We start from the raw sequence: 14,256 nt of genomic DNA, 5'->3' as shown, positions 1-14,256 counted from the left end.
CTTATTGGGAGGAACACCGATGAAATCTTACGCTGACGATGATTTTTTCCGCAAGCCGTCCTTTCCTTTTTTTATAGACCGGTATACGATCCGCAAAGACGATGTGATCCCGGAACACTCGCACAGTTTTTACGAGCTGGTGTATGTGGTGGAGGGAGATGCCGTTCACGAATTGCTGGGGAAAACCTACCGGCTGAGTGCAGGTGACGTTTTTATACTGGAGCCGCGCATGGTCCACAGCTACGAAGGCGGCGGGTCGCGGGATACGGTAGTGTACAATGTTATGTTTCAACGGGAACTTCTGGAGCAAGAGCTTGGCGGGTTGAGCGGCATGCAGCCGTTTGTCGATCTCTTCTATCTGGCCCCATTTTTACGGAAGCATGCGAACTTCGCCCCTTTCCAATCCATCGAAGGCAAAACCAGGGTGCAGCTGGAATCCAAACTTCAGAAAATGGAGCAGGAACGGCAAGGGGAAGCGCCGGGATATGAGATTCTGGTGAAAACGCAGTTCATTGAGTTTTTTGTTTATTTAAGCCGTTATATGATGGAAACGAAGCAGTTTTCCCTTACGGAACAGATGGAGGGCCGGGAATGGGCGCAATGGATCTGTTCTATGCTGGAGGAATCCTATAACCTGCCTGTTACCTTGAAAGAATACAGCAGGATGTGCGGGATGAGTACCTCTTCGTTCGCTCAGAAATTCAAAAGGATGACCGGGAGGAGTTTTCTGGGCTATAAGCAGGAACTTCAGATCAAGGAGGCTTGCCGGCTGCTGCGGACCACGAATTTGCCGATTGTCCGCATTGCCGAGCAGACAGGTTATGAGGATTTGAGCTTTTTTTACCGGGTGTTCCGCAGGGTAACGGGAGGTGTCACCCCGCGGCAGTACAGAAGCGGTATCATCCCCGGGGAATCGCCGGCGGAGGATTAAGCAAGCACCGGAAACAGAGGTCCCGCCAGCGGTTTCCCTTCCTTTAACCAGGCGGCATGGTCGCATAAAATGTGCGGTTTTCCGTTATAGGTCGCCCCGTCCGGGAAATAGATTACTGCCAGCACGCGGCGCGGCCGGTCCGTTACGTTGGAATGCGCGTAATGGAACGTGAGTCCGTCATGGAAAGTGCAGCTGCCGGCCCGTAAAGGGATTTTCACGGCGGTATCCTGGCGTGCGTTCTCGCTGCCTTCGAATTCATATATATTTTGAGGATTAACCAGATCGACCGCTGTCAGCTTTCCTACTTTATGCGACCCGGGCACAAACATCATACACCCGTTCTGTTCATCTACATCATCCAGTGGAAGCCACATGGACAAAGCCCCTGTTTCGTTCATCGGCCAATAAGGCAAGTCCTGGTGCCAAGGCGTTGGCTTGGAATCCCCCGGCATCTTGTAAAGCAAATGATCGTGAAGCAGCCGGACATGCTTTCCGCCCAGCAGTCTGGAGGCGATCCCGGCAAAACGCTCATGCAGCGAGTAGCGTGCCATCCCGCCATGGTCCCGCCACACATTCAGCCTTTGATTCAGCACGCGGGCATACCCCTTGTTGTTACGGTCCGGCTGTGTCGACACCGACTCCCCGAAATCCATCGCCTCATCAGCCCACTGACGCAATTCCTCCAGCTCTTTCGGTGTAATTACATCCTGAAATTGAACGAATCCGTTCTCTTGATAAAACGTCTGTTTCTCCCCCGATACGGGATAACTCTCCTGTTTCATAGGAACAACTCCTCTGCTTGGTTATAATACAGTTTTATCATCTGCCGGGTCTCCGGTTCTTGGGTGAATCGGTTTTTTTATTGGACGATATTTAGTGTCTTTCCTTCCTGCCTCCGTAACATATGACACCATGACAGCCCCCTCTCCCGTCCCTCCCGCTTTGCTGAGAGGAGAACGATATACACCTTATTCGGAATGTAAGCGGTTTTCTACAACTCCTATTCTGCCCCAAAATGAAAGCGTACACATTCCAAACATACGATTGGGGAGGCAAGGAAATGAGAAAATGGTTAGTTGGCGTAATGGCGCTCATGTTGATTTTTGTGACAGCATGCAGCGGCGGCAATAATGCCGGTAACAACGGGGGAAGCGCAAACGGCGGGAATGCTCCTGCAAACAATGCGCAGTCGGGCAACACCGGCGGAAACACGGAACCGAAAGAGAAAGTTACGATCGAATACTGGCACACGTACTCCGATGCAGAGGAAAAAGTGCTGACTGAGAAAATCAAGCCCTTGTTCGAGGAGCAAAATCCAGGCATCGAGCTGAAATTGACTCGCATGCCTTATGAAGGCCTGAAAGATCAGGTCATCGCTGCGGTTGCGGGTGACGCGGCACCGGATCTGATGCGGATGGACATTGTATGGGTACCTGAACTAGCCTCCAAAGGCGCCTTGGCTAAGGTAAGCGACAAAGACGGTTTCGACCAAATCAAAAGCAGCGTATTCGAGGGCCCGCTCGCGACCAACAACTTTGAAGGCGACTATTATGGCGTACCGTTGAACACGAACACGAAAATTGCCATTTACAATAAGGCGACATTGGCGGAAGCCGGACTGCAAGAAGCACCGAAAACGATGGATGAGCTTGTAAAAGCGGCTGAAACACTGAAAGCCAAAGGCAAGCAGGGTATCGGCCTATCCGGTATGCACGGCTGGGGACTTCTCCCTTACTTCTGGAGCCTCGGCGGCAAGCTGACCAGTGACGATTATACGAAAGTAGACGGTTTCATGAACAGCCCGGAAAGCATTAAAGCACTGGAAACGATGGTGGAGTGGAATAAAAAAGGCCTGGTTATCCCTGCTCTGATGGGCGGCGAGCCGGGCGCATGGGACGGCCTCAAATCCGGCCAGTACATGATGATCGACGACGGCCCTTGGTTCTACAGCATTCTGCTCGGCGACAAAGAAAACAAGTTTAACCCGCTGGATAACACCGTACGCGGCTTGATTCCGGAAGGCCCTGGCGGCACACATTCCGTAGTCGGCGGCGAGGACCTGGTTATTTTCGCAAACTCCAAGCATCCGGACGAAGCATGGACGTTCATGAAGTGGATGCTGACCGAAGAACCGCAAAAAATCATGGCAGAAACCGGTCTGATTCCTACGAACAAGACGGCTGCCGGCGCCATCGACGCTGCCAAAACACCTTTTGTCAAAGAGTTCATCGACCAGCTGAACACAGCGCTTCCTCGTACGCCGATCCCGCAATGGGGCGAGATGGAAACGATCTTCAACCTGGCGCTGGAAAAATCGTTCCGCGGCGAGCAAAAGCCTGCTGACGCCCTGAACGATGCCGTGAAGCAAATCAACAAGCTGCTGGGCCAGTAAACCCGTAATGGTTGCCCAGGGCTGCGCTGCTAGTGCCCGTCTCCTGGCAACACGCATTCCGAACGTGCAAATCGCAGCTCGCAGCTGCACAATTTTGAACCACCCGCTTCACCACCGGCTGATCTGCGGCGATGCCCGGGTCAGCCGGCTCATTTTTCTATAAAGGAGGTCTTCTTATGGCACAACCTGCATTATCCGGTCCTCCCTCCCCTGTGCCGCACAAGCCGGGTAACCGATTCTCCCTGGGAGTGAAGCAGTGGCTTCAGGTGCTCCCTTTTATTACACTCGGGTTGATCGGGGCGCTGGTCTTTATTGCTTATCCCATGGTCAAGAATATTATGGTCAGCTTTCAGGATTACAACATCATGCCGGGCGCCAAAAGCCCTTGGGTCGGCCTGGACAATTACCGCGGCGTGTTCGAAGATCCAAACCATAAATTTCTGATTGCCCTGAAAAATACGTTCCTAAACGTAGTTGTGACGGTGCCTGTGAACTGGTTTTTGGCTGTTATTTTCGCGGTGCTGATCAACTCCAAGTTTATTAAATTTAAAGTGACCTTCCGTACTATCTACTACCTGCCGATCGTGTCTTCCTGGATTGTGGTTGCGTTGCTGTTCAAGTATCTTTTTGCAGACGGACCCGGCGGTTTCGTAAACTTTGCGCTCCTGAAAACCAACCTGATCTCCGAGGCTATTTCATGGAAGAACCACTACTGGTCGGCGATGATCATGATATGGCTGTTCCACATTTGGAAAACGGTCGGCTGGGGCGTCGTCATTTACATGGCGGCTTTGCAGGGTATCCCTAAAGATTTGTACGAGGCGTCAGATATCGACGGGGCGAATGCGGTGCAGAAATTTTGGCGCGTCACGATTCCGATGCTGCGACCTGTGACCCTTTTTATCGTGATTAACTTGATCAACGGCGCTTTCGGCTTCTTCCCTCAGGTGTATTTCATTACGCAGGGCGGGCCAATGAACCAGACGCAGGTCATTCCGAGCTTGATTTATATGGAAGCGTTCAAGCATCTGCATTTTGGCGAGGCGGCGGCGATGGGCTTTATGATGGGCTTGCTGGTGTTCGCGTTCACGTACTATCAAATGACCAAAATCGGCAAACAACGGCTGTACTAGAGGGGGGGAACCGGAATGAAAACACCGCTGATTACGAAACTGATCGTGTATTTCCTCATTGTGGCCGGGGCCCTGCTCTTTGTGTTCCCGTTCATTTATATGATTTTGACTTCCTTCTTTACAGGCGTGTACTCGCTGCCTAAACCGAACGAGGTGTTCTCGGTTATCCCGAATTTCACGAATTACCAGATTGTGTGGGAGAAAAATCATTTTGCCCGGTACTTTGGAAATTCCCTTCTGATTACGGTGGTGGCTATGGTCGGATCGCTGCTGATCAGTTCGCTGACGGCATACGGCTTCGCGCGCTTCACCTTTCCGGGGAAAGAAGGCGTGTTCCGGCTGTTTCTGCTCACCATGATGATCCCCGGGGTCATTAACATCATTCCGCAGTTCATTATCATCAAAAATCTGGGACTTGTGAATTCCTACGCCGGGCTGTGGCTGGTCTACATCGCTACGGGCGTGGTCGGGAATATGTTCTTTCTGCGGGGATTTTTTGAAGGCATTCCGAAGGAATTGGAGGAGTCCGTGCTCATCGACGGCGGCGGCAGCTGGCGGATTTACTGGAACATCTACCTCCCGCTCTCGCTTCCTGCGATGGGAACGCTGGCGATCTTCATTTTCCAAGGTACCTGGGAGGAATACTTCCTGGCGCTGACCCTGATCAAAAGCGAAGCGCTCCGCACTCTGCCGATCGCTATCATGATGTTCAACGACAAGTATGCGACTAACTACGGGCAGATTTTTGCGGCTTCACTCATCGCGCTGCTGCCGGTCATGCTGATTTATATCGCGTTCCAGAAAAAGTTCGTGCAGTCCGGTTTCAACGAAGGCGCGGTTAAAGGGTAAACCGACTTCTCCACCAAATTCACCACGGAGGTACAAAACATTGCTGCAAACATTACGGCGGCCGGCGGTTCTGCTGGCCGTTTTCACTCTGGCTGTGCTCCCTTTGGCGGGCTGTACTTCTTCAGATAAGGCGGTTACCTTGGCTAAGGAGCTGCCCGCTGTGCAGGCTGGCAGCCCAGCTTTGGCTGCCGTCTCCACCGACAAGGCCGCCTACAAGCCGGGGGAGGCCGTTAAGTTTACACTGAAGCTGGACGGGAAGGCCGGGGATGGCGGCAGTGCCGGTACTGCCGGAGGGACGCTGCTCGTTCAGTACCGTCACCTCGGTACCATTGTGAGCCATACTGAAATGAAGGTAAAAGAAGGAGCTGCGGATGTCTCCTGGGAGTGGACTCCTCCGAAGGACGATTACCGCGGTTATCTTGCGGAAGTGCTGTGGAAAACGGACGGCGGCAAGTGGACCGGCTACGCCACGATCGCTGTGGACGTTTCCTCCGACTGGGGCAAATTCCCCCGGTACGGGTATTTGGCCGACTTCGGCCCGATGCAGCCGGAGGAGCGGACCGCCGTCGTGGAGCGGCTGAACCGGTTCCACCTGAACGGGCTGCAGTTCTACGACTGGCAATGGAAACACCACATGCCGCTGAAGCTGGAAGCGGACGGGCAGCCTGCTGCGGCTTGGCCGGACATCGCTAACCGGGACACCTCGCTGGAGACGGTGAAAGGCTACATCGACCTGGCCCATAAACACGGGATGAAGGCGATGAATTATAACCTGCTGTTCGGTGCTTATGACGATTACGAGACGGACGGGGTCAAGCGGGACTGGGGCTTGTTTAAAGACCCATTGGCCGAAAATCAGGACCGCCATCCCCTCCCGGACAGCTGGGCTAGCGATATCCAGCTGATGAACCCGGGCAATCAGGAGTGGATGGACTACTTGTTTACGCAGGAGAAAAAGGTGCAGGAGCACCTGCCGTTTGACGGCTGGCATGTCGATCAGCTGGGTAACCGCGGCACATTGTACACCGCCCAAGGAAAGTCCGTGAACTTGATGCTGACATATGGCGAAATGCTGGTCAAAGCGAAGCAGGCGGTTCCCGGGGATTACGTGATGAATGCGGTGGAAATGTACGGCCAGATGCTGATTGCTAAAGCCCCCGTCAAGTTCCTTTATGCCGAGCTGTGGGGAGCGTATCCGAAATACAGCGACCTGAAAAAAGCCATCGACGAAAACGCCAAGTACGGCGGAGGCAAGCTGAATTCGGTGCTGGCGGCGTACATGAACTATGACATGGCGGATTCGGCCGGCGAGTTTAACCTGCCAGGCGTGCTGCTGACCGATGCCGTCATCTATGCATCCGGAGGCTCCCATATCGCGATGGGCGAGAACATGCTGGCTAAGGAATATTTTCCGAACAAAAGCCTCAAAATCACGCCGGAACTGGAGCAGCGGCTGACCGCTTACTACGACTTCCTGACAGCGTATCAGAATTTGCTGCGTGACGGGGCTGTGGAGGATGGGAAGGCTATGGCTGCGTCAGGCAACATTCCGGTTTCTGCTAATGCCGAGGCAGGCAAAGTTTGGACGTTTACCAAACAGGCCGGGTCAAGCCAAGTGGTGCATCTAATTAACTTTGTGGATGCCGCCCATATGGAATGGAGAGACGGCAAAGGCACGCAGGCCAAGCCGATTGTGCGGAAAGACGTAGAAATCACCGTTCCGGTGAAGGGCAAAGTAAAACAAGCTTGGATGGCCAGCCCCGACATGTTCGGCGGCTCCCCTATCCCGCTGGATGTGAAGCAGAAGGACAGAAAAGCTGCGGTAACCCTGCCTTCGCTGGAGTATTGGGATATGGTTGTGTTTGATTTTGAATAAATGGGCGACGGTTGTCCAAACTGGGTAAGGATATACATACCTAGGAAGGGATGTGTGCAAGCATGGACAACCAACAGAAGAATGAATTTGTAAAAGACGCCCGGAACTCCGGGATCCCGACACCTCCGGAGAAGTCGAATGTGAAGGAAAACGAACCGATGGAGACGGCTGTATCCGAGATTACCAACAATATCGAGGAAGCTTTCACGGGGGAGCAGGCTGCGGTCGAACGGGTCAAATCGGACGGGAATCGCGGAACGGGGAAATAATCTTAGCAAGTACAACAAGACCCTTTAACAGTAATTCATTAGAAGAATGGCAGTCAGGAGGCAGCTCCTGCACTGCCATTTTTGCTTTCAGCAAATTCCGGGTAAAGGAAGGCCGCCGCCTCAAGGTTTACTTTGGGGGTAAACTGAAGAAATAACCTACGGATCCTTTGGGACAGCCATTTGATGGTTTCGGGCGTTTGCCGCGGATATATATAGTAAATCGCATATATTTCGTCTGTTTAGCGTGCTGGCCGCGGATATAGACGATAAATTGCATATTATTCCTATGTTTCGCATGTTGGCGACGGAATGTATACGATAAATCGCATATAATTCCTATGTTTCGCTTGTTGGTCGCGGAATATGCCATAGCCGTACATCTTTTCTCCCGCTACCATGCCATCTGCGGGATGCTTTACGATGAGCCGCAGTTCGGGACTTTGAGCGGCAGGTTTCTTGCGGCTTGTTCGGCTATTTTTGAATAACAAAAAAGGGCAGTGATTTTCTCACTGCCCCTTTCAACATTATTTTGTATCTTCTCTAAAGCGGTCAGGCAAGTGATCATCCAATGTAGCTATATATTTTGGTGCGGCTTCATTTAGTATGACTTCCTTATCGTCCATTGGCGGCATGATAAATTTGGTGTTAACGTTTATTTTGATTTCCTTGGCTTCTTTCCCCTTGGATATTACTTTACGATTCCAACCCTCCGTAAGTAATCCTCCCCATTCACCTAGATCAAGGCATGTCACATAGTTAGGCTGTTTGTAAGGTAACGGGTCTTGTTTGTATAAGTCACTTGTAATATTGTAACCTGTAAATTTCCCTTGCGGCTGGGCATGCTGGCATGACATCATCGCAACATTAGTTTCATCTGTCAATACTCTGGCGCAGTCTCCTGCGGCATACACATCAGTCATACCTACTACACGCATATATTCATCGACAGGCAGTCTGTCGAAATTATCACGTTCCACTGGGAATAGTGCAGTTAAAGGACTTGCTTTCACTCCCGCCGTCCAAATTGTAGTGAATGCGGGAATCTTAGTGCCATCGCTTAGCACCACACCCTCTTCAGAAATACTTTGTACGGTTACTGATGTGTAGGACTCGATCCCCATGTCAGTGATAGCCTCATTAATGACTGCACGAGCTTCTTCGCTGAATTCCGAAGCAATGCCAGAACGGTCAACTAATATAATACGAACAGCGGAAGGGTCAACACCATTATTTTTCGCAATCCGTTTTAGCGTGGATACCATTTCTGTTGCTACTTCGAGACCGGTAAAACCGGCACCGATAACGACGACCGTGTAGCTTCCTACAAAAGATTTTTTTGATACTAATGTATCCAAGTGTTGATTAAGTTTTGTCGCTTCATGATAAGTATCAACAGAGAAAGCATGTTCTTTAAGACCGGGGATATTCGGTTTGTGCAAGCTGCTTCCTGTAGCCAGAACCAGCTTATCGTATGGTAAAGCGAAACTGCCGGAAGAGCTGGAGACGGTCACTTTTTTGTTATCAAAGTCAATGCCTTCTACGTTGCCTTCCACATTTTTTACACCGATCGGTTTCAGAACTCTTTCAAGCGGTACACGAGTTGCGGACAAATCATGTTCATAATTTCTAGGACGGGCACTAAAGAAAGATTCTCTGCTTACCATGGTAACTTCTACTTCATTCTCCTTACCAAGTTCAATCGCCCTGCGAATTGCTCCTGCTGCGCTCCAAAGACCTGCAAACCCTCCGCCAATCACTACAACCTTTTTCATGATAACCTCCAGTAATCTATTTATTTGATATTGTAGATATCATATATCCATGATAGATTATTTATGAATGAAGTGTCAATTTTTTGTTCTTGGTTTTAATGGTAAAAATTAATAAATAAGTGATGACCACGATTCCAGTACAGTATAGGATAAAGAATTTCCTACATCTTAATGTGTATCGGTCACTGAAGAATATTGCTGTAGATAACCGTGCATTTTGCGCTTTTTAGAATGCCCGGATATTCGTATTATTATGAAACATGCCCTTAAGAACGGTCTTCATATCCCTAACCAAGATTAGCCTTTTCTGTGCAGTCTTGATCCAGCTGAGTTTGACAAAACAAACAAAAATATCTATTTTAGAGCTATAATATCTATGATTTGGAGGTGAACCATGCAGTATAGTATTGGAGTTGAATATGCTTTGCACTGTCTAGTTTATCTTACCGGTCTGCCCTCAGGGTCTAGTATAGGAATTAAAGAATTAGCCAAATTCCAAGGAGTTTCTCAAACCTATCTCTCCAAAATTTTCACCAAACTGTCCAAAGACGGAATTGTTAGGTCCATACCTGGTGCAAAAGGAGGATACCAACTAGCTCGCGAACCTGAGAACATAACATTTTGGGACGTTGTACAAAGCATAGAAGGTTCTACGACAATGTTTCAATGTGCTGAGATTAGACAAAGTTGTATTTTACTGAATGATACAGAAACTCCTGATTGGATGACTTGTGAATCATGTACAATTAAAACAGTAATGCTTCAAGGTGAGAATCTAATGCGTGATTATCTGAGTCAAAAAAACCTTGCTTGGTTAAGCAATTCAATAAAAGAAAAAATTCCATTGGAGTATCAAAAGCAAACTGAAGATTGGTTTAAGAAGGTACTCACCAAAAAAATGAAAACCACATAAACCCTATACGATTGCCGTGCTTGTCGGAGGTACTTTTACAACCTGTGTCCTCCTATACAATCCGCACGGTTTAACAAGGTATCAGAAATGGCAGTCAGGAGGCGGCTCCTGCACTGTCATTTTTGCTTTGAGCAAAAAACGGAATTACTATGCCCATCTGCCCTTACATATACTGTTGAGGACTATAACATGGTCCATACAGGAGGAGGCGGCTCCATGGTGAACAAGCTAAACAAATTCAAACACTCCTATGCAACCCGGGCCGGAGTAACGTTGACGGAAGCGTTCATGTTTAGTCCGGTATTTATGCATTTATTTCCCGATGAGCGGAGGCGCAGGGCGATCCTCTCTTCGCTGTTTCCCGTCATGATACGTATGCTGCATGCTATTGGAACGGTTTACGTAACATCAGATCGGGTAGAAGGCCTAATGTGTTTGCGCAGGCATGGATCAGTCCGGCAGAAAAGTACGCTTGCGCTGTTTATTGCAAGGCTCGCTGTCATGCTGCCCGGCCTGATACTCAAGGATTCCCCCCGGCAGCTTCTGCGGAGGATAAAGGGGATGAAAGAAGCCAATACGGCTCTGGATGAGTACAAAAAGATGCATCGGGATTTTGCCGTTCTCGATGCTGTAGCCGTACACCCCCAACATCAAGGCAAAGGTCTGTTCAGCATCTTGATGCGGTCCGTACTGGAAGATGTCGAGCGAACGGGGAGTTTTTGTGTGCTGCAGACCGAAACGGAGACGAACTCCCGGATTTATCAGCATGCCGGATTTCAGCTCGTACGCTCGTTCCCCTGTGCCGGAGGTGCTTTTACAACCTATGTCCTCCTATATGATCCTCACGGTTTAACAAAAATATCTACCGATGACAGCCAGTAAATAACGAATTCCATATTGTTGTATTTCCTGCAACAATGCCGACTGAAAGTAGGCCGGTTTTCTCAAAATCCTGCATCCCATACAACATTTTTAATGCCAACCCCATTCATTGGCCCCAAACTGTTGTACAATCTACAACAATTTGCCTTTCGCGCACAAAAAAACCGCCAAACTGTTGTACAAAGTACAACATTCCGCGAAAACAAAGTTTGTTTTAAAGCCTAGAGGTTCCTGCAGCCCCGCCCATCCCCTGCCCATACAGAGCTGCACCACCGTCCAGTAATACTACACAGCAATTTAAAAAAAGCAGACCTCCCCCGGACACAGGAAACGATCTGCTTATGCTAAACCTCTTCCACTGCACACTAACTGCCTTCCAGCATCACCCGCTTAATCCGTTCGATCCCTTCCCACATATCGCCTTCGCGGTCATAGATGATCGATACCGGCGCCTGGCAGTCCGTCTCCTCCAGCACACCCAACAGCTCAAGGAAGCGCTCCTCCTTGATTTCGCCGTCCGCCGTATACTCTGGTTTGGCGTGAATGGAGTGCGCGAACCGCGTGCCGTAGCGGATGCCGGCTTCCTTTTCGTCCGCGGCCAGGTTTCCGAAATCGACGATGGTGGCAAACGGCCCTTCCGCCGCGCCCTCGACGATCCGCGACCAGCTGCTGACCGTCGAGGTCAACTCGCGGAAATTTTCCGTAACAACGGCCACTCCCGTGCCCGCCGCGTACTCCCGAAGCTCCTGCAATGCGCTGACACTCCGGTCTATAGCTTCCGCATCATCCGCAGGCTGCTCCCCAGCTACGATCCGCACAGAAGCCGCACCTGCTGCCTTAGCTGTGTCGATCCAGGTTTTTAAATACTCCAAATCCGCAGCTCTCCGCACCGGATCCGGCGATGCGATATCCCCGTAATCCACAAGCAGCGTGTGAAATTGTACACCGGAATCTGCGAATGCCTTACGCAGCTCTGCTAAATACGCTTCTTCCCGTGAAGGAAAATGAAAGTGACAAAGCTCAAGATATGCCAATCCCCTGGCTGCCGCTTCTTTTGGCAAATCAACCAGTTCCAATTCCCATGGCTGATCCTGAATGCTGACCGTCTGCGTTCGCTTCTCCTCATCCCACACCGTCCACCGAAGCGGCCCTAAACACCTGTGCAAGCTCCAACTGCTGATTGAAAGGCGATGCCTCAACAAGTCCTTCACTCCCCATCCGTTTTTTTCTTCCTTTTTTACCATAGCAAAACAAAGCACCTGCCACAACGGGCAAAACCATAACGCAAGACACCATTCGCGGAATAAATTCCACCCCTTTTTCAGGTATGCTGTAAACAGAAATGTAATCGCTTTAATTTTACATCTATAGACCCTTGCGGTGGTGTACAATTAGGTACACGGAGGCGACGACCATGCTGTTTCAACCTGTAAGGCGAAGGAAGAAATTCGCCACGAAGATCGTTACCGCGCTGCTGATCGGCATTCTTTTTTCCATTACCATGAGCAGTGCCATGTTTTACTCTACTTCATCCAAACTGGTGAAAAAGAACGTTCGGACCTCCTCTCTTCAACTCGTCCGCCAGGCCGCCGAAACGCTGTCCGGCATCATTATATCTGGAAATGACGCGTCCAATGTGCTGTACAGCGATGTGAAGCTGCAGGAAGCCGTAAGGACGGTTGCTCCGGATTCGCTGCAGAAGAAGGAAATCAACGACGACATGAATCGTCTGGTAAATAATTTTGTCGCATCGAATTCGTTTGTGAAAACGCTGTATGTGCTGCGGGAGGAAGGAACCAGCTGGGGAAGCGGCTCGTTCAAGCTGTCCAAAGTGTACGGAAAGTCGATCCGGGAGCTCCCGTGGGTCCAGCTGGCGCTCCAGAAAGACGGAGAACCGGTTTGGGGAGCTCTTGCTTACGATCCGTTCAGCGGCGTCGGGGACCGCAACGACCTGGTTCTGCCGGTGACCCGCGTGATCAAAGACTTTGAATCGCTCGAGGATATCGGCTATTTGCTGGTCAACATGGACGGCCAGAAAGTGCTGCAGCGGATCCAACAGATCCGGCTTGGCAACACAGGCCGCTTCTACGTTGTAGACGGCGAAGGCCGGGTTATGATTGACGGCCGGACCGAGCGGATCGGCCTGCCGCTGCGGGAAGCGCCGCTGCGGGAATGGGCGGCCGCCAGCCGCGAAGCGGAGTTCGAGTTCGAAGCGGACGGCGTGCGCTACTACAACATCAAACAGCCGCTCTCTAACGGCTGGAGCATGATCGGCACTGTGCCTGTCCACGAGATCACGGACGAGCTGATCCATCTGCGTTACTACATCTGGTCGTCCTCGCTCGGCTTCGCCTTCATGGCCGTGCTGTTCGGTTTGCTGCTCGCACGGCAGGTGACGAAGCCGATCAAGCAGCTGACAGCCCAAATGAAGGTCGCAGAAACCGGCGATTTTACGGCCCGGACGGAAGTAAATTCGCAGGACGAAATCGGACAGATGAGCAGGCAGTTTAACAAGATGATCCGGCGTATCGATTCCCTGATCCACGAAGTGCAGGAAGTGCAGGCCAGCAAGCAGCAGGCTGAACTTCGGGCCGTCATGCACCGGATTCATCCGCATTTTCTCTTTAACACGCTAAGCACCATCAAGTGGCTTGTCAGATACAACGAAACCTCGCGGGCTTATGAAGCGTTATCCGCCCTCGTGCTCCTGCTTGAGGCGAATATGGGCAAGAAAGGGAATTTTGTCACGCTGGCCGAAGAACTGGACATTGTGCAGAAGTACCTGACGATCCTGGAAATCCGTTATGACCGTCCGTTCCGCTTCCACCTGACAGTGGATCCGGCGCTGCTGCCTATGACGATTCCCCGGATGTTGATTCAACCCGTCATCGAGAACGCGATCTTTCACGGCATTGTGCCGACCGCGGATGCTGGAGACATCTGGCTGAACGCCTCGGAGGAAGCGGACCGTACCGTAATCGAAATTTCGGATAACGGGGCCGGCATTTCCGAGCAGCGCATCCGGCAGCTTGACGATGCGGAGGACGGCGAGGGCGACGGCCCGGGCATGACGGGCATCGGCCTGAGGCATGTGCGGGAATCCATTCAGCTGTATTTCCCCGCCGGATCTTCCATGCGGCTGGACCGCCGCAACGGAGGGGGAACGGCGGTCATTTTGACCTTGCTGAAGCCGGATCAACCCGAAACCCTGCCCGCTTAACTACAACACCTTCAGAGGG

At 51.0% G+C, this 14,256-nt stretch carries 12 protein-coding genes; 9 read left to right on the top strand and 3 right to left on the bottom strand.

From position 1 onward, the window contains the following. Positions 1 to 19: 19 nt before the first annotated feature. Entirely contained in the window at positions 20 to 931 is a 912-nt protein-coding gene (locus ACFSUF_RS23780) for an AraC family transcriptional regulator (RefSeq protein ID WP_377607302.1), read from the top strand. On the opposite strand, the gene ACFSUF_RS23775 is transcribed toward ACFSUF_RS23780, so the two are convergent. After that, a complete protein-coding gene (locus ACFSUF_RS23775) occupies positions 928 to 1,713 on the bottom strand; it encodes a phytanoyl-CoA dioxygenase family protein (protein ID WP_377607300.1) in 786 nt (261 codons plus the stop codon). The two genes, ACFSUF_RS23780 and ACFSUF_RS23775, sit on opposite strands and share 4 nt — an antisense overlap. Before the next feature lie 278 nt (positions 1,714 to 1,991). Between ACFSUF_RS23775 and ACFSUF_RS23770 the strand changes: the two genes are divergently transcribed. The 5 genes from ACFSUF_RS23770 (at position 1,992) to ACFSUF_RS23750 (ending at position 7,450) form a co-directional block, all read left to right on the top strand. Continuing rightward, on the top strand, positions 1,992 to 3,323 hold the full coding sequence (locus ACFSUF_RS23770; protein WP_377607298.1) for an extracellular solute-binding protein: 1,332 nt from the start codon (positions 1,992 to 1,994) through the stop codon (positions 3,321 to 3,323). Positions 3,324 to 3,499: 176 nt separating this feature from the next. After that, positions 3,500 to 4,456, top strand: a complete 957-nt coding sequence (locus tag ACFSUF_RS23765; RefSeq protein ID WP_377607297.1) for a carbohydrate ABC transporter permease — start codon at positions 3,500 to 3,502, stop codon at positions 4,454 to 4,456. Positions 4,457 to 4,471: 15 nt separating this feature from the next. Next, the gene (locus tag ACFSUF_RS23760) at positions 4,472 to 5,305 is read left to right on the top strand and encodes a carbohydrate ABC transporter permease (protein ID WP_377607295.1); all 834 of its coding nucleotides are present in this window, start codon (positions 4,472 to 4,474) and stop codon (positions 5,303 to 5,305) included. A 40-nt stretch (positions 5,306 to 5,345) separates the two neighbouring features. Beyond that, positions 5,346 to 7,181, top strand: a complete 1,836-nt coding sequence (locus tag ACFSUF_RS23755) for a glycoside hydrolase family 66 protein (RefSeq protein WP_377607293.1) — start codon at positions 5,346 to 5,348, stop codon at positions 7,179 to 7,181. 62 nt (positions 7,182 to 7,243) lie between these two features. After that, positions 7,244 to 7,450, top strand: coding sequence for a hypothetical protein (locus tag ACFSUF_RS23750; RefSeq protein ID WP_377607291.1), 207 nt, complete (start codon positions 7,244 to 7,246; stop codon positions 7,448 to 7,450). Positions 7,451 to 7,974: 524 nt separating this feature from the next. Here the strand turns inward: ACFSUF_RS23750 and ACFSUF_RS23745 are convergent. Next, entirely contained in the window at positions 7,975 to 9,222 is a 1,248-nt protein-coding gene (locus ACFSUF_RS23745; RefSeq protein ID WP_377607289.1) for an NAD(P)/FAD-dependent oxidoreductase, read from the bottom strand. Between the two features lie 394 nt (positions 9,223 to 9,616). Between ACFSUF_RS23745 and ACFSUF_RS23740 the strand changes: the two genes are divergently transcribed. After that, positions 9,617 to 10,135, top strand: a complete 519-nt coding sequence (locus ACFSUF_RS23740; RefSeq protein ID WP_377607287.1) for an RrF2 family transcriptional regulator — start codon at positions 9,617 to 9,619, stop codon at positions 10,133 to 10,135. Positions 10,136 to 10,351: 216 nt separating this feature from the next. Beyond that, positions 10,352 to 11,017, top strand: a complete 666-nt coding sequence (locus tag ACFSUF_RS23735; protein WP_377607285.1) for a GNAT family N-acetyltransferase — start codon at positions 10,352 to 10,354, stop codon at positions 11,015 to 11,017. 365 nt (positions 11,018 to 11,382) lie between these two features. On the opposite strand, the gene ACFSUF_RS23730 is transcribed toward ACFSUF_RS23735, so the two are convergent. Continuing rightward, on the bottom strand, positions 11,383 to 12,219 hold the full coding sequence (locus ACFSUF_RS23730; protein ID WP_377607283.1) for a sugar phosphate isomerase/epimerase family protein: 837 nt from the start codon (positions 12,217 to 12,219) through the stop codon (positions 11,383 to 11,385). Positions 12,220 to 12,431: 212 nt separating this feature from the next. Between ACFSUF_RS23730 and ACFSUF_RS23725 the strand changes: the two genes are divergently transcribed. Further along, on the top strand, positions 12,432 to 14,237 hold the full coding sequence (locus ACFSUF_RS23725) for a cache domain-containing sensor histidine kinase (RefSeq protein ID WP_377607281.1): 1,806 nt from the start codon (positions 12,432 to 12,434) through the stop codon (positions 14,235 to 14,237). Positions 14,238 to 14,256 lie beyond the last annotated feature (19 nt).

The organism is Paenibacillus gansuensis, from assembly GCF_042684925.1.
GTDB classification, from domain to species: Bacteria; Bacillota; Bacilli; order Paenibacillales; family DY6; genus Paenibacillus_N; species Paenibacillus_N gansuensis.
This window is presented reverse-complemented; position numbering and strand designations above follow the sequence as displayed.